The 21,784-nt window shown below is 62.3% G+C and carries 22 protein-coding genes and 1 tRNA gene; all 23 read right to left on the bottom strand.

The window, feature by feature from the left end; translation table 11 throughout:
• Window positions 1-655, bottom strand: a 655-nt coding sequence (locus HY737_07275) for a sulfite exporter TauE/SafE family protein (GenBank protein MBI4598180.1), incomplete at its 3' end; no start/stop codon positions are given.
• A gap of 407 nt (window positions 656-1,062) precedes the next feature.
• The gene (locus tag HY737_07270; GenBank protein MBI4598179.1) at window positions 1,063-1,731 is read right to left on the bottom strand and encodes a class I SAM-dependent methyltransferase; all 669 of its coding nucleotides are present in this window, start codon (window positions 1,729-1,731) and stop codon (window positions 1,063-1,065) included.
• Window positions 1,732-1,805: 74 nt separating this feature from the next.
• Window positions 1,806-3,926 carry a thioredoxin domain-containing protein gene (locus HY737_07265; protein MBI4598178.1) on the bottom strand — a complete coding sequence of 707 codons (2,121 nt, stop codon included), beginning with the start codon at window positions 3,924-3,926 and terminating at the stop codon, window positions 1,806-1,808.
• A gap of 160 nt (window positions 3,927-4,086) precedes the next feature.
• Complete coding sequence (locus HY737_07260) at window positions 4,087-4,587, bottom strand: hypothetical protein (protein ID MBI4598177.1); 501 nt, start codon at window positions 4,585-4,587, stop codon at window positions 4,087-4,089.
• Entirely contained in the window at window positions 4,584-5,597 is a 1,014-nt protein-coding gene (locus HY737_07255; GenBank protein ID MBI4598176.1) for a transglutaminase domain-containing protein, read from the bottom strand. Before HY737_07255 ends, HY737_07260 begins: the two co-directional genes overlap by 4 nt.
• 178 nt (window positions 5,598-5,775) lie before the next feature.
• Window positions 5,776-6,099 (bottom strand): hypothetical protein, encoded by a 324-nt coding sequence (locus tag HY737_07250; protein MBI4598175.1) that lies wholly within the window; start codon window positions 6,097-6,099, stop codon window positions 5,776-5,778.
• Window positions 6,051-7,226, bottom strand: coding sequence for a putative DNA binding domain-containing protein (locus tag HY737_07245; GenBank protein ID MBI4598174.1), 1,176 nt, complete (start codon window positions 7,224-7,226; stop codon window positions 6,051-6,053). Before HY737_07245 ends, HY737_07250 begins: the two co-directional genes overlap by 49 nt.
• Before the next feature lie 140 nt (window positions 7,227-7,366).
• Window positions 7,367-7,440 (bottom strand) — tRNA-Gln (locus tag HY737_07240).
• Window positions 7,441-7,554: 114 nt separating this feature from the next.
• Window positions 7,555-7,929, bottom strand: a complete 375-nt coding sequence (locus tag HY737_07235; GenBank protein ID MBI4598173.1) for a PilZ domain-containing protein — start codon at window positions 7,927-7,929, stop codon at window positions 7,555-7,557.
• A complete protein-coding gene (locus HY737_07230; GenBank protein MBI4598172.1) occupies window positions 7,895-9,199 on the bottom strand; it encodes a glutamate--tRNA ligase in 1,305 nt (434 codons plus the stop codon). Before HY737_07230 ends, HY737_07235 begins: the two co-directional genes overlap by 35 nt.
• Window positions 9,196-11,163 (bottom strand): 1-deoxy-D-xylulose-5-phosphate synthase, encoded by a 1,968-nt coding sequence (locus HY737_07225; protein MBI4598171.1) that lies wholly within the window; start codon window positions 11,161-11,163, stop codon window positions 9,196-9,198. Before HY737_07225 ends, HY737_07230 begins: the two co-directional genes overlap by 4 nt.
• Before the next feature lie 79 nt (window positions 11,164-11,242).
• Entirely contained in the window at window positions 11,243-12,127 is an 885-nt protein-coding gene (locus HY737_07220) for a polyprenyl synthetase family protein (GenBank protein MBI4598170.1), read from the bottom strand.
• A complete protein-coding gene (xseB, locus tag HY737_07215; protein MBI4598169.1) occupies window positions 12,084-12,338 on the bottom strand; it encodes an exodeoxyribonuclease VII small subunit in 255 nt (84 codons plus the stop codon). Before xseB ends, HY737_07220 begins: the two co-directional genes overlap by 44 nt.
• A gap of 1 nt (window position 12,339) precedes the next feature.
• On the bottom strand, window positions 12,340-13,713 hold the full coding sequence (xseA, locus tag HY737_07210; GenBank protein ID MBI4598168.1) for an exodeoxyribonuclease VII large subunit: 1,374 nt from the start codon (window positions 13,711-13,713) through the stop codon (window positions 12,340-12,342).
• Window positions 13,685-14,491: a TIGR00282 family metallophosphoesterase gene (locus tag HY737_07205; GenBank protein MBI4598167.1), complete on the bottom strand. Its 807-nt coding sequence runs from the start codon at window positions 14,489-14,491 to the stop codon at window positions 13,685-13,687. Before HY737_07205 ends, xseA begins: the two co-directional genes overlap by 29 nt.
• On the bottom strand, window positions 14,491-16,041 hold the full coding sequence (gene rny, locus HY737_07200; GenBank protein ID MBI4598166.1) for a ribonuclease Y: 1,551 nt from the start codon (window positions 16,039-16,041) through the stop codon (window positions 14,491-14,493). Before rny ends, HY737_07205 begins: the two co-directional genes overlap by 1 nt.
• Window positions 16,042-16,093: 52 nt before the next feature.
• Window positions 16,094-16,618, bottom strand: a complete 525-nt coding sequence (locus tag HY737_07195) for a 5-formyltetrahydrofolate cyclo-ligase (protein MBI4598165.1) — start codon at window positions 16,616-16,618, stop codon at window positions 16,094-16,096.
• A 33-nt stretch (window positions 16,619-16,651) separates the two neighbouring features.
• The gene (locus HY737_07190) at window positions 16,652-17,164 is read right to left on the bottom strand and encodes an Rrf2 family transcriptional regulator (GenBank protein ID MBI4598164.1); all 513 of its coding nucleotides are present in this window, start codon (window positions 17,162-17,164) and stop codon (window positions 16,652-16,654) included.
• Between the two features lie 60 nt (window positions 17,165-17,224).
• Window positions 17,225-17,827 (bottom strand): hypothetical protein, encoded by a 603-nt coding sequence (locus HY737_07185; GenBank protein ID MBI4598163.1) that lies wholly within the window; start codon window positions 17,825-17,827, stop codon window positions 17,225-17,227.
• Complete coding sequence (locus tag HY737_07180; protein MBI4598162.1) at window positions 17,824-18,375, bottom strand: hypothetical protein; 552 nt, start codon at window positions 18,373-18,375, stop codon at window positions 17,824-17,826. The genes HY737_07185 and HY737_07180 overlap by 4 nt, the downstream gene beginning before the upstream one ends.
• Window positions 18,357-19,556 (bottom strand): pilus assembly PilX N-terminal domain-containing protein, encoded by a 1,200-nt coding sequence (locus tag HY737_07175; GenBank protein ID MBI4598161.1) that lies wholly within the window; start codon window positions 19,554-19,556, stop codon window positions 18,357-18,359. Before HY737_07175 ends, HY737_07180 begins: the two co-directional genes overlap by 19 nt.
• Window positions 19,553-21,208, bottom strand: a complete 1,656-nt coding sequence (locus HY737_07170) for a pilus assembly PilX N-terminal domain-containing protein (protein MBI4598160.1) — start codon at window positions 21,206-21,208, stop codon at window positions 19,553-19,555. The genes HY737_07175 and HY737_07170 overlap by 4 nt, the downstream gene beginning before the upstream one ends.
• Window positions 21,209-21,222: 14 nt before the next feature.
• On the bottom strand, window positions 21,223-21,777 hold the full coding sequence (locus tag HY737_07165; GenBank protein MBI4598159.1) for a hypothetical protein: 555 nt from the start codon (window positions 21,775-21,777) through the stop codon (window positions 21,223-21,225).
• Window positions 21,778-21,784 lie beyond the last annotated feature (7 nt).

The raw sequence follows: 21,784 nt of genomic DNA, 5'->3' as shown, positions 1-21,784 counted from the left end.
GGACCAGATAGAGCGCCACACCGAACAGGACACAGCCGAGGGCTTGTTTGACCCACGTCAGCCAGGCGCCGGAGCGCGGCAGCCGGTGGAGCTGTCCGGCGAAGATGCCGAGGAACAGATACGGCAGCCCCAGCCCAAGCGCCAGCGCGAAGAAGAGCCAAAACCCCACCACTGGACGGCCGAGCTGGCCGACGTACAGCAGCATCCCCAACACAAATGGCCCGATACATGGCGCAGCAATGATCCCAACCGTCAGCCCCATGATGAGCGCCCCGACCGCGCCTGTCCTGGCGACTCCCAACCGGCTGGTGAGCGCCGCCGGGATCCGAAACTCAAACAATCCGCAGAGACTCAAGCCGAGCGCGACCATCACCATGGCAACAAATACCGGCACCCACGGCTGTTGGAGCGTTGCCCCCAACATGCCTCCGGTCAGGCTCGCCACGAGCCCTAGCGTCGAGTAGGTGATCGCCAGCCCCAGCACGTAGCAAACGGCCAGCAGCGCCGTGCGAGCCACCCGTTGCTGCGCCTGCCCGGCAAAGAAGCTGATGGTGATGGGGATGAGCGGGTAGACGCAGGGGGTGAGGTTCAGCGCCAGACCTCCGAGAAATGCGAAGAGAAATCGGCTGATTGTGGTCGTTTCCGTGTCCATCACTATTTATGATGCGCAAACACTGGAAACGGTTCGTCACGTGCAAGGGCGACTAGACAAAATGAGCGCACTGGACGGCGTCCAGCAAGGCGGCACAGAGGAATACGGAGTCCGGCAGTCTTATGGCGTGGGTTGACCTTGCTCTGCGCTACGCGGACTCGTTATCCACATAGTGGGACCTGCCTGCATAGGCTCCTTCATCGCGCTTCACCTCTTTTCTGGTGTTTCCATCTGCTTCGGCGGACACCGGACACTCCCATAGGAACAGAACACGCAGCAGTCACCTGCGTTCGGCCGCAACGTTGCCGAACATTTCGGGCACTGGTAGAAGTACTGGCAGGCATCAGTGGGCATGGCGGCTTCCTGCCTATGGCCGCACTGCGGGCAGGTGATCGTAGAACGCAACGTGATCATCGCCCCTCCATCTCTGCGGTGGGCTGCATCCGTTGTGCGACGCAATCCATCATCTCCCACAGCCGCAGGCCGGGAATCCAGCTCACCCGGAAGTGCTCCACGCGCGAGAGCGACCATCCAGCATCCCTCAGCAGCCGTTCGAGCTCCTGCGTGGTATACATCCGTACGTGCGTGGGATCCACGCGGACCTTCCACCAGTTGATGACCCGACAGTGCCACGGGTTGCGGCACCAGTCGAGGAGGAGCAGCCGCCCCGTGGGCTTGAGCACGCGGGCGAACTCCGCCAGCACGCGCTCCGGCTGCCGGAAGTAGTGAAGACTACTGCAGCAGAGCACCCAATCGAAGGTCTGCTTACCAAACGGTAAGGCCTCGGCCAGGCCGTGCTGGAAACCCACTCGGGGTTCACCCACCCACTTCTGGCAGGCGATGTTCAGCATGGCTTCCGAGCCATCAACACCCACGATGCGGGCCTCCGGCACCCGGGGCAAGAGCCAGCGGAGCAGCTCGCCCGTCCCGCACGGCACATCAAGGATTGATGGGGCATGAGTATCTCGCAGGTAGCGTGCGACTCGGCTGAATGTCTCGGCATGATAGCGCCGCCACTGGCGGTCGTATCCCGCGGCCAACGTCTCGTATTTCTGCAGCACAGGCGTGGAGTCAGTCATCTTGTGGCCACCCTCTTCCTTCGTTGGATAAGATGAAAATCGGCGATTTTTCGACTCTCCAGTTAACTGGAGAGTCAAGAGCCTTGATGTCCGCGCGGATGCTCGAGGAACTTGATCAGCGTGGAGAGCTCAGTTGTGGGAAGGTTGCAGACGTCGTTCTCGCAGACGTACGCGGTCGCCTTGCCTTGAAGCGGGTTCTGCGCCTTGATGAACGGAACAAGCGCCTCGACCGCGTGGGCGGCCCCGCCGACCGGATGCACCGCCAGCACCGCGCGGGGGAGAAATCGCCCGTAGACGGCGCGGAGCATCTGCTGGGTATCTGCCGAGGCTGGATCGCCAGCGATCACGATTTCCTGCGAGGGGCCGAGCCAAACGTCCATCGCGATCAACAACTGTGGAAAGGCGTGGGGGGCCTGGCTGACCTGGCCAGCGAATGCCTGGAGCAGCCACTCCGCGTGGCGCTGGAGCTCCTTGTCCATGGTGAGTTGGCCCAAACGCACGAGAACGAGTGCCGCAACCGAATTGCCGGAGGGCAGCGCTCCATCGTAGAGTTCCTTGGTCTGCGCGATGAGCCGCTCATTCTGGTCGCCGCTGAAGAAGAAACCGCCGGCCTTGTCGTCCCAGAAGAGCCGGGTCATCTCCTGCGTGAGCCGCTTCGCCTCCGCCAGCCATCGCGTTTCGAACGTCGCCTCATAGAGGTCCAACAGCCCCCAACTGAGAAACGCGTAGTCATCCAAGAACGCGGGAATGGAGGCTTCGCCGTCGCGGTAGCGGTGCAGCAACCGGCCATTTTCCTGCAGTCGTTCCACGAGGAAGCTAGCCGTCTCGCGAGCCGCTTGGGCATAGCGCGGCTCATCCAGCACCCGGGCCCCGTAGGCCAGTGCGCCGATCATGAGCCCGTTCCAATCGGTAAGAATCTTATCATCCCGATGCGGCCGCTGACGCTCGTTTCGGACCGCGAGGAGTTTGCCCCGTGCCGCCTTCAGCGCCGGCACACGTTCGATCGGCGCGACGATGGAGAGAATCGTCGTGCCATGCTCGAAGTTACCACCCGGAGTGACCCCGTAAAACCGTTTGACGAGCGCAGCATCTTCTGGGCTCAGCGCGGCGTCGATTTCCTGCGGCGTCCAGACGTAGTAGTCGCCCTCCTTGCCGACCTCGCCCGCATCTTCCGCGGAGTGAAACGCCCCGGTGGCATCGGCCGCGTGCCCAGCGGCACGCGGCACTTCCTTCGCCACCCCGATGGTGGCTCGGTCGCGCATGTCACGCAGGACGTATTCGAAGATGTCGCGGGCCGTGTCAGCGTACTGGGCCTTGCCCGTTACTTGATACGCTTCGAGGTACGTGCGGGCCAGCAGCGCTTGGTCGTAGAGCATCTTTTCAAAATGCGGCACGAGCCACTGCTCATCGGTGGAGTAGCGGTGGAAGCCGCCGCCGAGCTGGTCATGGATGCCGCCTCGGGCCATCGCCTTCAGCGTCGTTTCCACCATCTCGAGCGTGGCGGGATCGTGGTGGTGAGACCAGACCCGCAGCAAGAACGAGAGGCTATGGCTGCGTGGAAACTTTGGGGCGGAGCCAAAGCCGCCATGCGCCGGATCGTACTGCTGAGCCAGCTGCGTTGCGGCGCGCTCGATCACCGCCCTTGTCACGGAAGCCGAGGGGTCGGCCTGGGCACTGGCTTGGATGGCCTGAGTGAGCGACTGACTGGATTGAAGGATCTCAGCCCGCTTGATCTTCCAGGCGTCGCTGATCGAGCTGAGGATCGTGGTGAATCCCGGACGACCGAACCGCTCCTCTGGCGGAATGTACGTCCCGCCCCAAAAGGGCTTGCCCTCAGGGGTGAGAAACACGCTCATCGGCCAGCCGCCGGAGCCGGTCATGGCCTGCACGGCCGTCATGTAAATCGCGTCGATGTCCGGCCGCTCCTCCCGGTCGACCTTGATGGCGACCACGGTGTCGTTCATCACCGTGGCGACCTCAGGGTTCTCGAAGGACTCCTGCTCCATGACATGGCACCAATAGCAGGTCGAGTAGCCGACCGATAGGAAGATTGGTTTATCTTCACGCGCCGCTTTGGCAAACGCCTCTTCACCCCACGGATACCAATCTACCGGATTATAGGCGTGCTGCAGAAGATAGGGACTCTTCTCGCGGATGAGCCGGTTGGGTTGCTGTTCCGGATGGGGTCGTGACATCGCTGCTGGGTTCCTCGACGAAGACGCGGCAGGCCCGCCTGCCTCGCCACGCTCGGGGCGGGCAGGCAGACACCCGCACGACACCAGGGCGGCGCTCAACAACACCAGCAGCAGGCCGAGATCCGGCCGCGCTCGCTTCGAGGGCATCCGCCGCGCATCGTCACTGGAGGGCGCCGCTGTCCGGCGAACTCACCGGGATGCGGTTGTCCTGCTCGTCATAGGTATAGCGCGCCTGGCCCTCGACTTTGTGGATACGTTGATCAACAACCTTGAGTTGCTCACCGGTCGCCTCGACATCGAAATCAAGATCCAGCACTTCGCCGGTCTGCGTGTCGCGCATGTCGGTGCAGGAATAGTAGAGGTCGCCGGTCTTGCCGACGCGATCGTGGACTCGCACAAACTCCAAATTGCGCGTGGTCCCGGTCACCGGATCATCGATCGAAAACGTGCCTTGCTCCGTGGCGATCCCCTGCACGTGCTGCTGAATCGTTTGGCGAATCTGCTCCGCCGATGGCTCGGCGCTGACCGCCTGGCCCCCATGCTCGTGCGCGGCACCTCCATGCTCCTTGCCGCCATGTTCCGCGGCACCGACAGAACTCGCCACGCCCAAGAGCCCGCTCACCCCGATGACCACGAACCCATGGACCGTCCGGCACCTCATGTCGTCCTCCCCTGTTGAAGGTCCGAAAACCGGACCTCGACGCCCACATCCGAAGACGCTTGCCCATCGATTTCTACATACGGAGCGAAGAATATGTTCACCGGCTCGCCCTCCTGCGCGGGGATGAGCCGGATGTCCCGCCCTGTGCTGATCAGAAACCGGCGAGAATCATGTGCCCCGAAGTAGTAGTCCGCCAGCTCCGGGTGCTTCCAGGCCTCCGAGGCATCCACCGGCACCCAGCCTCGTCCCTGCGCATAGAACTCCGCCCAGCAGTGATAGCCGGGAACAATCCCTGAGGGCGCTTCAGGAATGACGAACCCGATCTTGAATCGAGCGGGGATCTGCTGCGCGCACGCCATGGAAATGAAGAGGGAGTGGAAGTCGGTGCAATTGCCCCTGCCCAGCGCGCAGGCCCGGCGCGTGTCGCCCCGGCCCCAGCCCGGCACGGTTTTATCGTAGACCATGGCCTGGCGGACCGCATCGTAAATGCCCCGCGCCTGTCCCGCCAAGGTCAACCGTCCAGCGGCCGCCTGTCTGGCTCTGGCGCGCACCTCCTCATCGACGATCACTAGCCCGCTGGGCCGAAGGCTGCGCTGAAGCTCCTCTGGGGTCGGCGAGGCATCCACCGCGGCGGTCTCCCCGCCGAAGAGCCGCGCGCGGTAGTCGACCGCAATCTCCAGCTGCTCGGGAATCGGGGGCTGCAATGCCACATGCAGGATGTCGTTCCCGTAGTCGGGGTCCTGCGCAATAGTGTAGGCCACGGGAGAATGGATCTCGCGCGCGAGGATGCGCTGCTCTCGGCCGGTCTTTGCCAGGGGAATCCACACGCGGATTTGCCGCGCGTCGCGGGGGAGGCGACCCATCTGCGTACGATAGGTGCAGCTGATGTCGCGTGGTAGCCCCGCGGGCCGCGGCATCGCCGCGCCCAAGCGGCTGCCGAACATCACCCAGCCGCTCGCAATGAACACCGCGATCCCAAGGAAACGGAGAGTCTGCTGTGACGGCGTCATCTCGCTCGTTTTATCTTGACTATAAGAGACACCAAGTTGGCTGCCCCGCCTGATGGCGGGCTAACCGAGATTGCTGTTCGGTAGCCGGTCTCCTCGGTATTCCATGTAACATCGTCATAACCTATTGATATGCATTGTGTTATGTTTCACTCGGAATGAAGCATTCGACGTACCAGGCTCAGGGGTTTTTCACCTCCTGAGCATCGGGCAACTTGTACTTCGTGCCACGCACGAAACCGCTGGGTGGAACGATCTTGATGAGCGAACCCTGAGCGACCCATTTTTTCAACATGTAACTCATCTTATCCCGTTGCACGACGCCGGTCGCCTGTCGCGCTTCCTCATTCGTAATGTATTTATGCTCCTTTAGATACCCGCTGATCTTTTCCCATTCGGTCGCACGGTACTCATTGAGCAGTACTACCCTGACCGAATCCGCCAGGATGGGATACGTCAGAAAGACCGGCGGGTAGAGATGTTTGTCGGCCATGTCATGCCGCATGGCGCGCACACCTTCGTTCTGATCGAGGTTGGGCGGTGAGGGAAACTCCCGCAGGTGTTTAACCAAGAGATCGTTGCGATAGCTCTCGGCGCGCACCCAACCGATATTCGTGCGGGTGATATTGGACGGGAATAACCCAGGGCTCTCGATTCCACGCGATCTTCGTAGATCTTAACCTCGATGTCCCGTTTCATGTGATAATCGCGGTGGATAACCGCATTGGTGATGGCCTCCTTGACGGCTCGTTCCGGAATCTGATAGAGCGCCCTGAACCCGGAGGACATCTTGATGCCGGCGCGCAGCAGGGTGAGCACATAGTCGTGGGCCTCGTGGATTTGTTGGATGAGCGGGCCGCCGATGGTCCTTGGCAGGCCGATCAAATTCGGGGTCTCGCCGATATTCTCAATGGTGCCGCGGTATTGAAAGACCCGGATGGTGCATTTGGTCTCCGTCAAATCGTTGGGGGAGTCGGCAAATAACAACACCGCCGCCAGCGTCGGTTGCAACATCCCGTGGTCGTCACGACGCGCCAGCCCCGTCTTTTCCAACACGGCGTCAAGCGCCCCCCCGTTGAGACGGCGGGCTTCCCTCCACTCATCGAAACACCTCGTCTTCAGCAGCGAGAACTCCACTGCCACCAGTTTCGTATCGGCCTTCTCAAAGCCTTTCGCGTAGGCAAATTTCACCACTTCATGCGCCGTCAATTGCTTGTTGCCCCGCTCGGCGCGGACATGCACGTGATTATTCACTGAATGGAAGTTGTCCACCGCTTTCGGGACAAACACCAGCCCGACCCGTGTGTCTCGCTGGGGCACAGGAAGGATGGCTGGCGGCCACACGCCGACCAGGGGTGGGACAATGCGCTGGATCTCTCGCCCGATGGCATCAAACATGTCGATGCCTTCCTCGATGCCGAAGATGCGATCAACACCTTTCAGCCGCGTCGTCACCGGGTCATCAATGCCCAAGATCACGACGCCGCCATCGGTATTCGTCATGGCCACAACCGTTTCCACCGTCTTGGATACTACTGCGTCGCCAGAAAGACGCTTGAACTCAATCGTCTGCGTCTCCACCGGAATATCTAAAATGTTCTTCAGTACGTCCTGCTGTTCTGCCAGCTCCATCGCCTACTCCAACTGACAAATTGTAGCAAGGGCGGTAGGACCCCGAAAGCGAAAATTCCCCTCAGAAAAAATTTCCTCAACGCTAGGAAACGACGACGCCACCCCGATGGGAATCGGAGCCGCTGTGGGAGACATCAAGTTGGCTGCCCCGCCTGGACTCGAACCAGGATAACGTGATCCAGAGTCACGTGTCCTACCATTAGACGACAGGGCATTGTCGCGAAGGCAATATCAGATATGATTGAGCCTTTTGATATCTGATATGGCTCTATCATAGGCAATATCAGATATGAAATGGGCTTTTCATATCTGATATCGGGTTAGTATATCACACGCGGCGGCGGAAGAGATCGAGGAGGTGGCGGTTGAGGCGCTGGCGGTCGGGATCCTCGATCCAGCGGAAGCGCACGCCTACCTCATACTGAATCTCCCCCAGGCGCGCCACTTCCCGGATCCACATGACCTCGCCGGTCGCGTGCATCGTCGCGTTCGAAAACGGCATCTGCAGGGCCAGGGGCAGCTGCTGCCCGACCGACAGTTTCACCGTCGTGGGAAACCGCAGGCCGGTTTCGCTCACATCCTGCGTGAAGCTGCGCTCGGTTTTCATGGTCGCGGGATTGGGAAATTCCACCATCACCGGAACCTGAATCCGAATGCTCGCGCGCCGCTCATCCATGTTCGAGTGCAAGGGTCGTGGCCGCATCGTCGAGTCGTTTGAGCACTTTGTCTTTCCCTAGCACGGCCATCACTTCAAACAGCGGCGGACTCACGGCGCGGCCGGTCACCGCCACGCGCACCGGATGGATCAGCTCCTTCGAGGCGAAGTGCTGCTCGGCAATCATCCCGCGCGTGGCCTGCTCGATCGACGCGGCGTCAAATGACGCCAGGCGGCTGAGGCGATCGCGCAGTGCGAGCAACCGGGGCCCAACACCGTCTTGGCGGAGGAATTGCGCCACCGCCTCCTCATGATACTGCGGCGGGTCCTGAAAGAAAAACACGTGCTCTTCTTCGATATCTTCGAGCACGCGCAGCCGATCATGGATGATCGCGGCAACCTGCTCAAGCCATGCGCGGTCATAGGCGGCCGGCAGCAGACCTTTGGCGATGAGCCGCGGAGCCAGCATCTCGGCGAGCTTCGGCACCGGTGTTTGCTTGATATATTGGCTGTTGAGCCAGTCCAGTTTTTTCAGATCGAAGTAGGCCGCCGATTTGCGCACCTTGGCCAGATCAAAGAGCTGGATGATCTCCGCAGGCGGCACGAACTCGCGGTTGCCGCCGGGCGCCCAGCCCAACAGGGCCAGATAATTAAACACCGCCTCCGGCAGATAGCCGGCCTGGCGATATTCCTCAACGGACGTCGCTCCCAAGCGTTTGGAGAGCCGCGCGCGGTCAGCACCCACGATCAGCGGAATATGGGCGAAGGCCGGCAGCGGAAATCCCAGGGCCTGATACAGCACCACCTGCTTGGGCGTGTTGGCGATGTGATCATCGCCGCGAATGACATGGGAGACGCGCATCAGCGCATCATCCACCACACACGCGAAATTATACGTCGGCGTACCGTCGGACTTCATGATGACCAGCGTCTCAAACAAGCTGGTGTCGACGGTGATATCGCCGCGCAGCGCATCCGTAAAGGTCACCTGCTGCGGCGGGATCTGAAAGACCACGGCCCCCTCGCGCTCGATGGCCGCACCGGCCGAGAGCATCTTCTTCGCGTGCTCCTGATAGATCGCCTGCCGCTGGCTTTGAAACACCGGCCCCTCATCGGCCTGAATGCCGAGAAACGCCAGGCTGGCGTAGATATCCTCGAGAAACGCCGGGTTGGAGCGCTTCTGATCGGTATCTTCGATGCGCAGGATGAAGGTGCCGTGGTGGTGTTTGGCAAAGAGCCAGTTAAAGAGCGCGGTCCGCGCCGATCCGACGTGAAGCTTTCCCGTAGGGCTTGGAGCAAATCGCACGCGCACGCTCATGTGAGCGAAGATTCAGGCAAGAGCGAGTCCGGGGTGGGAGCGAGCGTACGGTGCCACGCCTTGATGCGGACGGTGAGGCTGTGCGGATCCAACCCGCATTGGCGCAGGAGCTCATGGCGCTTGCCGTGCTCCACAAACCCATCGGGCAGGCCGATGCGCAGATGCGGGATGGCCGACGCCTGCAGCGCATCCAGCGCCTCGGAGACAGCGCTGCCGAAGCCACCGGCGATCTGCGCTTCTTCGAGCGTGACGAGGCGGCCGATCTGGGCGGCATGCTTGACCATCGCTGCATCCAGCGGTTTGATAAAGCGCGCGTTGATCACCGAGGCGTCAATGCCCTCTTCGCCGAGCCGCCGCGCCACCTCCAGGGCCGGATAGACCATGCTGCCCAGGGCGAGCAGTACAAGCTCTTTGCCCTGCCGCAGCGGCTCGGACTTGCCGAGGAGGAGCTTGCCCGGGCGGCCGAGCGGCTCCCCGCAGGTGATCCCTCCGCGGCTGTAGCGGATCGCCACCGGCTGATCCTGCTGCAGCGACCACTGCAGCATCAGTGATAACTCCGCCGGATCTTTCGGCGACAGCACCGCGATGTTGGGCAGCACCCGAAGATACGCGAGATCGAAGACGCCATGATGCGTGGGCCCGTCTTCCCCAACCAGGCCGGCGCGATCCAGGGCGAGGGTGACTGGAAGGTTCTGCAGGCACATCTCATGCATGATTTGATCAAACGCGCGCTGCATGAACGTGGAGTAGATGGCCACGACCGGCCGGGCCCCGCCGCGCGCTAAGCCCGCCGCCAATCCGACGGCGTGCTGCTCGGCCATGCCGACATCGACACAGCGCCCCGGGAAGCGCTTCGCGAATGCTGCGACACCGGTTCCCTCAGGCATCGCCGCGGTGATCGCCACCAACCGCTTGTTCGCCTCGCCAAGACGGACGAGCGAATCGCTGAAGGCCTCGGTAAACGTTGCTGGGGGCTCGGGGCTCCGGGCTGCGGGCCGTGCGTTTTTGCCCTGAGCCCTGAGCCCTGAGCCCTGAGCATCTCTTGGTTGTCCTGTGGCAATGTCAAACGGCTCGGTCTTGTGAAACCGCTCCGGATCCTCTTCGGCAAACCGGTACCCCTTGCCCTTCAGCGTCGAGACATGCAGCAGAATCGGCCCGCGGATCCGCTTGACATTCCGCAGGGTGCGGATCAGCTCCGGAAGATTGTGGCCGTCAATGGGCCCGATATAGCGAAAGCCGAGCTCTTCAAAGACGACGCCGGGGACGAGCATCCCTTTAAGGGATTCCTCAATCTTATCGCCCAGCCGCACCAGTGCGACGCCATGCGGCAAACGCTGGACCATCTCCTTCAGGTCGAGCCGCAGCCGATTGTAGGTGGGATTCGTGATCAGGCGGTTCAGGTAGCGGCTTAAGCCCCCCACCGGCTTGGCGATCGACATGCGATTATCGTTGAGAATCACCAGGAGATTCGGTTTGGCATGCCCGATATAGTTCAGGGCTTCCAACGCCATCCCTTCGCCTAAGCTCGCATCGCCGATGATCGCGATGACCTGGCGGCTGCCCTTGACCTGATCGCGCGCCATCGCCAGCCCCATCGCCGTCGACAGCGCGGTGCCGCCATGCCCGGTCGTAAACAGATCGTAGGGGCTTTCCTCTTTATTGTTGAATCCGGAGAGGCCGCCGAACTGTTTGAGCGTGTTGAAGCGGCTGCGGCGCCCGGTGATCAGCTTATGGGCAAACGCCTGATACCCCATATCCCAGACGAGCTGGTCATCGGGCGCCTCGAAGACGTAATGCAGGGCGAGGCACAACTCCACGGCGCCGAGGCTGGAGGCGAGATGGCCGCCGAGCTCGGCCACCGTCGCGATCAATGTGGCGCGGATCTCCTGCGCGAGCCGGAGGAGCTGGGGCGCGGCGAGCGCCTTCACATCCGCCGGCCGATCAATCGTCTCGAGCACACCCATCGAATGTTTCAGGTTTCATGTTTCAAGTTTCAGGTTCAGCGTCAACGTGAAACCTGAAACCTGGAACTTGAAACGGTTGTTATGCGGTGGAAGCCAGCCATAACGCGAGATCACGGAGCCCGTCCGCCCGAGTACCAAACGGCTCAAGGCAACACACCGCGCCGTCGATGGCGCGGTGGGCCTGGCGGAGGGCCGGCCCCATCCCCATGGCGCGAGCCAGCCCATCCTGATCGTGGACGTCATCGATCAGTTGAAATGCCAGCCCCATATTGTGCCCATACTTCCGCAGGCGTTGCAACTGTTTTGACGTCGCTCCGCCGGCCAATCCGCCCGCCTCAACGCTCGCGGTGATGAGCGCGCCGGTCTTCTGTCGTGCAATGGCTGTGAGTTGTCCCACTCCGCATTCCGCGCTCCCCCGACCCGACCCGTGCCGGGGCGGGCGCGCTCCGCACTGCAGATCTAGCACTTGACCCCCAATGAGTCCGGCCGTGCCGCATGCGCGGCTGATCGTGCGAATCACCGCCAGGCGATCCCCCCTCCCCTGCCGACTGAGCAGCTCAACGGCGTAGGTCAACAGCGCATCGCCGATCAAGATCGCGTGGCCTTCTCCGAATCGCCGATGACAGGACGGTTTGCCACGCCGAAGGGCGGCGTTATCCATCGCGGGTAAATCATCATGGACCAGCGAGTAGGTATGGATCAGTTCGATCGCGCACGCCGCCGGCAGGGCCCCAGCGGCTCGCGCGCCAACGGCTTCGCAGGCGGCCAGACACAACAACGGCCGAAACCGCTTGCCGCTGCCCATCACGCAGTAGCGCATCGCCTCATGGATGATCGCTGGCGATTGCGATCGCGGGGGCAACGCGCGATCCAAGGCGCGCTCAATGAGATGCGACAGGCGCGCGAGATGGGGTGGCGGTTTAGGAGGAGGGCTGATCCTCTGTTGACGTGTCGTCGTTTGCATCGTCATCAAAAGGGACGAGGGTCGCCTCACCGACGTTCGTTTTGACCAGCAGCTCGACTTTCTTCTGAGCCTGCTCCAATTTCTTCAGCAGCAGCCGGGCGAGCTTCGTCCCCTCTTCGAACCTCTTCAGCCGCGTTTCCAGATCGACGTCGGATTTTTCCAGCTCGGCGACGAGTTTCTCAAGCCGTTTCAGCGCGTCTTCATATTTCAGCTCATGGGTCTGAGACATCATCTGCTCCATTGTCGATTGTCGAATGTCGAATGTCGAATTGAGTGACCGCGCTTCGTATGCGACCTTTGGAGAGAATCGTCTCCATTTCATCACCGACCTGGACTTGCTCTGCGCTGGTCACCACACGATGCTCGGGAAACGTGAAGGTCACGCTGTAGCCGCGGGAGAGCACGGCGAGAGGGCTGAGGGCCTGCAGCGTGCCAGCCAATCCCTGAAGGCGCCGCGAGTGGCCGTTCAGCGTAAACCGCATGGTCGCCGTCAGCTGGTTCGACAGCTCCTGCGTGCGCGCGAGATACCGATCCATCTGCGCCCGCGGATGGAGCAATCGTAGCTGGCTCTGCAGCGCATCGAGCGCTTGCGACTGCTCATCCAGCCAGCCCTGCATCGCCTCGAGGAGCCGCTCCACCAATTGCTGCGACTGCTGGGCTCGCGTCTCCTTTTCCCTGACGAGCAGCTTGGCCGCGTCGGTCGGGGTGGAGGCGCGCAGATCCGCGACATAGTCGGCGATGGTCCAATCGTCCTGATGCCCCACGGCGGAAATCACCGGCGTGCGCGAGCGGGCGATCGCGCGGGCCACCGGCTCCTCGTTAAACGCCCACAAATCTTCCACGCTGCCGCCGCCGCGCCCGATGATGAGCACCTCGGCGAGGCGCAAGCGATTCGCCAGATCAATGGCGGCCGCAATTTCCCTCGAGGCGCCTTCGCCCTGCACCTTCACCGGCAGGATCACGACCCGAAACCACGGGCGGAGCTTGCTGACCATGTCGTGGATCGCCGAGCCGGTGGGCGAGGTAATGATGCCGACGCGCTCCGGCATGACGGGAATCGGCTGCTTACGCGCCTCATCGAACAACCCCTCGGCCTGCAAGCGTTTCTTGAGCTGCTCAAAGGCGAGCTGCAGCGCGCCAATACCGCGCGGCTCCACGCGCAGCACGCGCAGCTGGTATTGCCCTTGGCGCTCATACGTGGTCAGCTGGCCCAGGCAGAGCACCTTCATGCCGTCGGCGAGCTTCAGCTTGAGGTGCTGATTGGCGCCGCGGTAAAACGCGCACGGCAGCACCAGGCGCTGGCCGAAGCGATCCGTCGCCTGCTCATCGACGAGGCTGAAATAGATGTGGCCCGAGGCGGGATAGCTGCAATTGGACAGCTCGCCTTCGATCCAGAGGGGCCCTGGAAATTGCCGCTCAATCAGCCCGCGGATCTGGGTCACGACCTGGGCGACGGTGAGGGTCTTCGGCGGCGGGGCGAGACGTCGCGCGTCAATCGCCCCTCCGCCTTCGGCTACGGGATTCCTTCGCCCACCCAGCTTCGCTGGGTTCCCGGGCTCAGTCTCCGCTGCTTCGGACGGGTCCATCAAGGGTTCTCGTGAGCCGTTCAATGGAGAGGGCTTTGCCGGTCGTGGGATGGACCTCGACGATCAGGCCGCGGAGCTGGATATTCGCGTCGGCCACGTCGGATTTCATGGGAAGGCTGGAGAGGAACCGTTCCAAGATCTGATCCACGCGCCGCCCGATCACCGAATCATACGGCCCGGTCATGCCCACATCGGTGATGAACGCCGTGCCCTGCGGTAGGATCCGCTCATCGGCGGTCGGGATATGCGTGTGCGTGCCGAAGACCGCCGAGACCTTGCCGTCGAGAAACCAGCCCATCGCCACTTTTTCGCTCGTCGCCTCCGCGTGCATGTCGACGATAATGACGGGTGTGACCAGCCGCACACGTTCCAGCTCCTTCTCGGCGGTGCGGAACGGGCAGTCCAGCGGCTCCATAAAGACGCGGCCCATGACGTTCAGCACGCCGACTTTCTGGCCCGCGAGCGTTTCGACGATGGTGGAGCCGCTGCCCGGGGCTCCGTTGGGATAATTGGCCGGCCGGATCACGCGCGGATCCATCTTGAGCAGCTCGTAGGCCTCTTTCTTGCGCCAGACGTGATTGCCCGAGGTGAGGACATCGACGCCGGCGCGGAACAAATCATTCGCGATGTTCGGCGTAATGCCGGCCCCGCCCGCGGCGTTTTCGCAGTTGGCGATGACGCAATCAAGGCCGAGCTCCTCGCGGAGGGCCACCATCTGCCGCTCGATAATCGCGCGCCCAGGCCGTCCGACAATGTCTCCAATCAACAAGATTTTCATTACCGCGCGTATTCGATGGATCGCGTTTCACGGATGACCGTAATTTTAATCTGGCCGGGAAATTCAATGGAGCTTTCCACCTTGCGCTTGATTTCTCGGGAGAGCGCAATCGCCTCCAGATCGGTGACGCGATCCGGCTGCACGATGACGCGCACCTCGCGCCCCGCCTGAATCGCGTACGCTTTCGCGACACCAGTGAAGGAGTCGCAGATCGCCTCCAGCGCTTGCAGCCGCTTGACATAATTCTCCAGCGTGTCGCCGCGCGCCCCCGGCCGCGAGCCGCTGATGGAATCAGCGATGATCGTCAGCACGGCATAGAGCGTCTTGGGGGCGACGTCTTCGTGGTGCGCTTCGATGGCATGCACCACATCGGCGTTTTCATTGTATTTTTTCGCCAGTTCGCCGCCGATGATGGCGTGCGGGCCTTCGACTTCATGGCTGACCGCCTTGCCGACATCATGCAGCAGCCCGCAGCGACGGGCCAGCCGCTGATCCAAGCCCAGCTCCGCGGCGAGCATTCCGCACAGATACCCGGTTTCCTTCATGTGGATCAGCACATTCTGCCCGTAGCTGGTGCGATAGCGGGTGCGGCCCAGCAGCTTCACCAGCTCCGCATGCACTCCGGCAGCGCCCAGCTCGGCGATGGCCTTTTCGCCTTCCTGCACGAGGTGCTGATTGAAATCCTTGCGGACCTTCTCCACCACTTCCTCGATGCGGGCCGGATGGATGCGCCCGTCGGACATGAGCCGCTCCAGCGACTGCCGGGCGACTTCCCGGCGCACGGTGTCGAACGAGGAGAGGGTGACCACATCCGGCGTCTCATCGACGATCAAATCCACGCCGGTCGCCAACTCAAAGGCCTTGATGTTGCGGCCCTCCCGGCCGATGATCCGGCCCTTCATATCCTCGTTGGGCAGCGGGATCACGGCTGTCGTGGTCTCCACCGTGAACTCCGCCGCGAGCCGCTGCATCGTTTCCACTAAGATGCGCCTGGACACGGTCTGGGCGTCGCGCTTGGTGTCTTCCTCGACGTGCTTGATGATGTTGCCGGCCTCGGAGCGGCAATCCTGCTCCAGGCGCGCGAGCAACAGCTGCTTGGCTTCCTCAGCGCTCAAGCCCGCGACGGTCTTCAGCTTCTCTTTTTCCTCGGCGATGAGCTGGGCCAAATGGTCATCTTTGGCCTTCAGGCCTTGCTCGCGCGCCGCGAACTGCTTGTCGCGCTCGGAAATCTCCTTGTCTTTGCGATCCAGCACATCGATCTTCCGGTCCAGCATCTCCTCGCGCTGATGCAGCCGCTTCTCCAGCTGCGAGAGCTCGCCGCGGCGATCCTTCGTCTTCTCCTCGAACTCCTGCCGGATCGCCACGAGCTGCTCCTTCGCGTCAAGCTCGGCTTGCTTCTTGATCGCTTCAACCTTCCGGGTCGCCTCCTCCAACAACTGCTGAGATCGCTGCTCAGCGCCAGTCAGCGACCGGCGGCCCTGGGCCAGCCGTATCGCGTAGCCAACAGCCACACCCATCCCTAACGCAATGACACAGAAGAGAACGATCATGGTCTAGTCACCTCATCATCCGGGGACAGTCCCCGTAGGGGACAGTCCCCAATTAGGCGGCGAGGACGGTCGACACGGCGCAGTCGTGCGCTGCGGTTGGAAGGCGCTCGAGCAGTTGAAAGCGGTAGGCAAGCCCTACGGTGGGAATGCGTGTTCCGAGGCGCGCGAGGCAACGGTCAAAATAGCCGAAGCCATGACCCAGCCGGTGGCCCCGCCCGTCAAACGCCAGACCAGGCACCATCAGCAGGTCCAGCTGATTGACGGGAATTGGACGCCGGGCCGATGGACGAGGCTCCCACACCCGAAACGCGCCGGGGGCGAGGTCCATCGCCGGATCTCGCAGTTCGGAAAACATGATGCGCTTGGTCCGCGGTTGCACCCACGGCACGGCCACACGCTTGCCCTTGGCTAACATCGCTTCAATCAACTGCCACGTTTGCACTTCATACGGCAGGCCGACGTAACACCCGACCATCCGAGCCTTACGAAACGCCGCGAGGCGGAAGAGCTTCCGCCGAATCGCGCGGCTCTTTCGACGTCGTTCCTCCTCCTTCTGTCGCTTTAACCGACGTAACATCGTCGTCCGTAACTGATCCTTCGTCATTCCGCGCTAGATATGGAACACATACCGATGATCCAGCGGCTCGCCGGCGATCGCGCGCGCCTCATCGCACAGATGCTGCAGCGTGATCGCGCTCAGCGATTGCGTGATCCGCTCGTGCACGCACCGCACCACCGCCTGCGCGACCCACTGCGCATGGCGATCGTGGCTCACGCGAGATCGGCCGCGCTTCGCCTCAGGCCGACGGCCGTTGCTGAGCCATGCCACACCGCCGGCTGTGCCATGGCCGTTCGCGTCGTCGCTCGTCCCCTCGAGGATGCGCACGATCTCCGCCATCGTCATGGTCGATGGCGCTCTGGCCAGCGCATAGCCGCCGCGCGGCCCCCGCACGCTGCTGATGATGCCGCCCCGCTTGAGCCGATGCAGCAGCTGCTCAAGGTACGCGACGGACAGATGCTGCCGCTTGGCCACGACACTCGCCGACAGCGGCCCTCGGCCTGAGGCCAAGGCCAGCTCGACCAAGGCCCGCAGGCCATACGTCGATCGCGTGGAGAGTTTCATCCTGCCGTGTAGTATAGAATAACCCTACTAATCCTGTCAAGAATCATCTGGGGGCGGGCTCTAATTGCGGAGCTTGACCGTGGTGATGAGCGAGGTGGCCGGTGTGGGTGTGGTCCCCATCGAGCCGCCGGGGAGGAACGTGGAGGTCCGCCGCACATCGATCGTGATCCTGATGGTTCTCACCGCCCCGGGGGTGTAGGCAAAGGTCAGCTGTGTGACATCGTTGGCCAAGATCTGCTGGCCCTGCACGCCGGCACCCGCATCAAGGATTTCCCGCACGAGCTGCTTCTTCGGCGCGTCCAGGCGGTAGCGGATGCTCCAGCCGAATTGGTCTGCGCCGGCGGCATCCTGCGCCCCCCAACAGACGGCGCTGGGCGGGCACGGTAGGGCCAGGTTAAAGCCCAGCACGCGTTGAAACTGCAACCAGCCCGCCCCGGTGGCGATATTCCCGCCGGCGGCATGCAGCTCCTTCGTCATGGCATCCAGCGCTCGCCGCGCTTCGTCTTGAACGCTTAAGTACGCCTCTGATGAGGTGTAGGCGCGCTGGCTCGTCAGGAAGCTAAGCACGATCGCGCCCATCACAACGCTGAGCAAGGAGCCGACGACCAGCGCCTCAAGCAGCGTTAACCCCTGCGCCTGGCGGCAGCCGGTTGAGCGTCTCATGGGCGGCGGCACGTCATCACGGTAGAGAGCATGACGGGCGAGGTGATGATGAGATTGCCATCGGCATCCTGGGGCACTAATTGATTGCCGATCCATTGGCATTCGCCATAGACGCGGCTGCGCAGCCGCCAGCAAATCGCCACCGTGACCGTCAGCGGATCCACCCCCGATGAGGACATCGCCACCAATTCATTGGCGGGATCCGGCAGCAAGGTCTTGCCGCCGCCGCCGTTCGCCCCAGCATCGGCCAGCCACGCATCCCAGCTGACGAAATTACCACCGGGAGGATTGGGGGGAGGAGCAACCGATGGGGCGTTGCAGGCGGCATCCGTATTCTGCTGCCGCAGCCGTTCCATCACGCGGCTGGCATCGGTCATCGCCCAGGCCCGATGGCGCGATTGCTCATTCAAGAGGCTGCTGCCGCTGAAGACGCCGAAGAGCGAAATGATGGCGATGAGCAGCACCAGCACGCCCATCAATAACTCGACGAGCGTCATGGCCTGAAGCGGCCGCGGCCGCGGCAGGCGTCTTACTCGAGCTCTTGCCACGAGACCACCCTGCGCTGATAGATGTTGGTGATGGTCGTCAGATCGTTCAAACCTTCATCATAATGGATCAACGCGCTGCCGGTCACGTTCACGCTGCGCGCGACCACCGAGCCGAAAATTTCCGCATTGCCAAAGATGTTGATATCAGCACCGGGGCCGTAGATGGCGCCGTAAAAATCGGTCGTGCCGGCCAGCGCCGCATCTTCAATCACCGCGTTCGATTCCGGCGTCATCAGGATGAGCATGTCTTTCGGGGCCCCGCTGGTTCCAACCGTTGCAGAATTGCCCTTCGCCGTGAGTGTGCCGGTGATGTAGACTTTGACCGGCCCGCTTGAGGAGAAGGTCGAGCCGCCGGCGAGTTTTAGGTCATGAAAACAATACGTCCCGTTGCCCAGCGGCCCGCCGTCCGGGGTCAAGGTCACCACTTCATCATTGACGAGAGAGCGATCCTCGCACGGCAGCCCTGGCGGCACCGACACCGGCGGCAGGGGAAAGGTGTCGGTCGCCGAGATCACTTTCGGATCCGCGGTGATGAACGATGGGTCGTAGTCTTCCACAACCGAGGTGGGATCGGCAACGCCGGGTCCTACCACGAGCTGTCCGTCGACAAAGATGCTGCCGCCGAGATCAATCCCGCCCTCCGCGGTTGAGTTCGTGCCGATATCGCCGTTGTGGTCCTTATTATACCCCGGCCCAGGCTCATCGTTGTAGACGCCGATCCGGGAATCGTAACTGTCGGTTTCCGCGTTGCCGGAGACGGTGACGTTCAGATCCCCGAAGACGGCGAATTGAAAGACTGATTGCGGAATGAGCTGGTAGACGGCCTGGATGTCGCGTTGCTCTGATCCGCTGATGCCGTGGCTGGTCACCTGCCAGATGTTCACACCCATCGGCTGGGGCGGATCCAGATCGAATCGCCCGGTCGGAAGCGTCTGCGTGACGATATCATCCGCGACAATCCACTGCGGGTTTTCGGCCGGCGGCGGGGTCCGCAAGTTGATCGAGGCTTGATCCAAGCCGGCTTCCGCCAGGTAAAACGCGTCTTGGCGTGTGGCGCTGCGCTGCCCCACCAGATTCTCGTTGAGGCTGCGCATGAGGAGTGCCGCCCCCAGCGAGGTGAGCAGCATGACCACGGTCACTGACGTGATCAGCACGATCCCGCGTTGGCGATGAGTGTTCATTCTTTCCACCACGCTCCTCTCGTGATCTGGACGGAATACGGCGAGAAGGGCGGCAGCCGAGTCCCGTCGGAAAATGACGCGTCATACCCCCAGGAGCGATTCGGCGCCGTGTACTGGGGATTGCCGTAGACCCATCGTCCGGTGGCGATCTGGCTGTTCCACAGAGCGACGAACGATCCGGTGATGGAGAGCGTTTTCCCGCTCCAATGCTCGTGGAATCTCGGATAGTTCTCCAAGCCGCCGCTGTAGTTCGCGCCCTGCGTGGGCACGTTGCCGGCGATAAAGGCGGCGTTGATCGTCGTATTGGAGGCCACGCGGCTGTTGACGTTCAGGGTGCTGTTCGCGTCATTCCAGCTATTCGACAGCAGGTTGACCGCATCCCCGATGACCGCCACCGGCTTCTTATTCACCGCGTTGAAATCGCCTTTGACGTACACCGGATCGTTGGACACCACCGTCAGGCCATCCGCCCGGAAGACTTCGCCGCCGTTGACGAGGCGAATGCCCGGCTGCTGGCCTGCTGGAGCATCATTACGAGTGGCGTAGAGCAGGCCATTTCCTGGCAGCTGATTCTCATAGGGGTTGCAAGGCGTTTCGGGGGGATCTAAGATCCCGTCCGGGACGCCGCCAGGGCCGGTGCAGTCAAAATATCCTGCCAGTCTTTTCAGGTCGACCTCCGTCATCTTGATGAACTTGCCTTCCCGGTTGTTTTTGAACGTCGTCGTCGTCGTGATGGTGCCTGGCGGCACGACCAGCGGGGTACCGGCCGCATCGGTGATCGTGTCATTGACGATTTTCACCTGGGCGCGGGTGTCGTAAAAGCCGCCGGGTTGGATGGAGCCGACGACCGGGACCGACAGCTTGGTCACTCCGTGCGCGGAGGTTTGGGCGGTCCCCAGCCAGCGATTCGTGGCATCATCCTTCCACGTCGGCACATCGCTATCAAGACCGTTCATCGCGGCGTACTGCGGCGGATTCGTTCCCATCTTCTTGATGTTAATCTCCCCGGGCATCGTCGTGCCGTCATCCTTCCGCTGGTTGTAGAGGTGGCCTGCGGCGTGCAGGTAATCGCTGTTCAGGGTCAGGACGGCATTCGAGTCGAGGTAGATGTTCGCATTGCCATGCACGCGCCCCCACACGGTCATCGGGGGTCCTGGCAGCAGCTCCAAGTCCGTGTCGTGATAGAAGATGGCGTGTTGAAAGGTATAGACCAGGCGCCGGCTGATGATTTGATGGAGCGTGACGGAAATCGTGGGGTTGGAGGGATTGACGGCCGTCGTCGTCACCTCGTAGTTCTTCACAAATTCTGTGATGCCATCCTGCGCGACGATGGCGCGGGGCGCGGCTTCGGCCTGCGCGATCCTCGAGGCCGCGGTGCCGCCGGCGGTAAACGCCGTGGCGATCGGGTCGCTGCCTGCGGCCGGATACTGCGCCGTGTTGGCGTCGATCGTGAAGTCGGCGATGCCTTGGGCGAATTGCCTCAGGGCGTCTTCCAACCCTCCTTCGGCCAAGTAAAATGTCTCGGCTTGCAAGCGGTGATGCGCGCTGTTGCGGCTGGCCGTGAAACTCTGGTTGAGGAGTGCGGCCCCCAGCACGGTGATCGTGGCGATGGTCACGTAGGCGAGCAAGACGGCTTGGCCTCGTCGATCCATGCGCTTCCTCCGCGTTAATTTCTCAGCTTGACGATCTCGGTGGCGGATGCCGACAGTTGCCGCCCTCGCGACGTCCGGCGCTGCAGAGTGAGGGTCAGCTGCAGCTCGCTTGTATTGACGGCCGCAAACGCGACACTCGAAACCCCAGAGGCCAGCACCTGTGTTTGCGCCCCTTGCGCGCGGCGCAATTGCTGGCTGGCCGCATCCCATTGATACTCCACGGGTACTATGCCCCACTCGATGGCGCCGATGGCATCGACAATCTTGCCGTTTCCGTCGTTGTCAGCCGGCAGAGAAAACCGCACATGATCGGCGGCGATGATGTCGGCGTTGGGGGGGATGCCGGCGGCTGTCCGCGTCCCCTGCCGCAATTCGTTGACCATGCGGCTCATGGCCAGCTGCGCGTCCGAGCGCGCGGCGCTCTGCAGCGAGGTGGTCGACCACAGATCAATGGCATTGGTCAGCCAGAGGAACCCCATCAACGTGACGGACAGCAGCAGGCTGCCCGCCAGCAGCGTTTCAAGAAGCGTAAAGCCGCGATTGCCTCCGTTGCCGTGTCGATGCCTCATGGCGGCT

The sequence above is a fragment of the Candidatus Omnitrophota bacterium genome (genome assembly GCA_016209275.1).
Lineage (GTDB): Bacteria > Omnitrophota > Gorgyraeia > Aquiviventales > Aquiviventaceae > JACQWM01.
The sequence above is the reverse complement of the archived record's forward strand: the minus strand, read 5'-3'. Positions and strand labels throughout refer to the sequence as shown.

Coding starts and splice junctions, on each gene's coding strand:
- HY737_07270 (MBI4598179.1), bottom strand. CDS start 1,731: ATGACTGACTCCACGCCTGTGCTGCAGAAATACGAGACGTTGGCCGCG.
- HY737_07265 (MBI4598178.1), bottom strand. CDS start 3,926: ATGTCACGACCCCATCCGGAACAGCAACCCAACCGGCTCATCCGCGAG.
- HY737_07260 (MBI4598177.1), bottom strand. CDS start 4,587: ATGAGGTGCCGGACGGTCCATGGGTTCGTGGTCATCGGGGTGAGCGGG.
- HY737_07255 (MBI4598176.1), bottom strand. CDS start 5,597: ATGACGCCGTCACAGCAGACTCTCCGTTTCCTTGGGATCGCGGTGTTC.
- HY737_07250 (MBI4598175.1), bottom strand. CDS start 6,099: ATGCGGCATGACATGGCCGACAAACATCTCTACCCGCCGGTCTTTCTG.
- HY737_07245 (MBI4598174.1), bottom strand. CDS start 7,226: ATGGAGCTGGCAGAACAGCAGGACGTACTGAAGAACATTTTAGATATT.
- HY737_07235 (MBI4598173.1), bottom strand. CDS start 7,929: ATGCGGCCACGACCCTTGCACTCGAACATGGATGAGCGGCGCGCGAGC.
- HY737_07230 (MBI4598172.1), bottom strand. CDS start 9,199: ATGAGCGTGCGCGTGCGATTTGCTCCAAGCCCTACGGGAAAGCTTCAC.
- HY737_07225 (MBI4598171.1), bottom strand. CDS start 11,163: ATGGGTGTGCTCGAGACGATTGATCGGCCGGCGGATGTGAAGGCGCTC.
- HY737_07220 (MBI4598170.1), bottom strand. CDS start 12,127: ATGCAAACGACGACACGTCAACAGAGGATCAGCCCTCCTCCTAAACCG.
- xseA (MBI4598168.1), bottom strand. CDS start 13,713: ATGGACCCGTCCGAAGCAGCGGAGACTGAGCCCGGGAACCCAGCGAAG.
- HY737_07205 (MBI4598167.1), bottom strand. CDS start 14,491: ATGAAAATCTTGTTGATTGGAGACATTGTCGGACGGCCTGGGCGCGCG.
- rny (MBI4598166.1), bottom strand. CDS start 16,041: ATGATCGTTCTCTTCTGTGTCATTGCGTTAGGGATGGGTGTGGCTGTT.
- HY737_07195 (MBI4598165.1), bottom strand. CDS start 16,618: ATGTTACGTCGGTTAAAGCGACAGAAGGAGGAGGAACGACGTCGAAAG.
- HY737_07190 (MBI4598164.1), bottom strand. CDS start 17,164: ATGAAACTCTCCACGCGATCGACGTATGGCCTGCGGGCCTTGGTCGAG.
- HY737_07185 (MBI4598163.1), bottom strand. CDS start 17,827: ATGAGACGCTCAACCGGCTGCCGCCAGGCGCAGGGGTTAACGCTGCTT.
- HY737_07175 (MBI4598161.1), bottom strand. CDS start 19,556: ATGAACACTCATCGCCAACGCGGGATCGTGCTGATCACGTCAGTGACC.
- HY737_07170 (MBI4598160.1), bottom strand. CDS start 21,208: ATGGATCGACGAGGCCAAGCCGTCTTGCTCGCCTACGTGACCATCGCC.
- HY737_07165 (MBI4598159.1), bottom strand. CDS start 21,777: ATGAGGCATCGACACGGCAACGGAGGCAATCGCGGCTTTACGCTTCTT.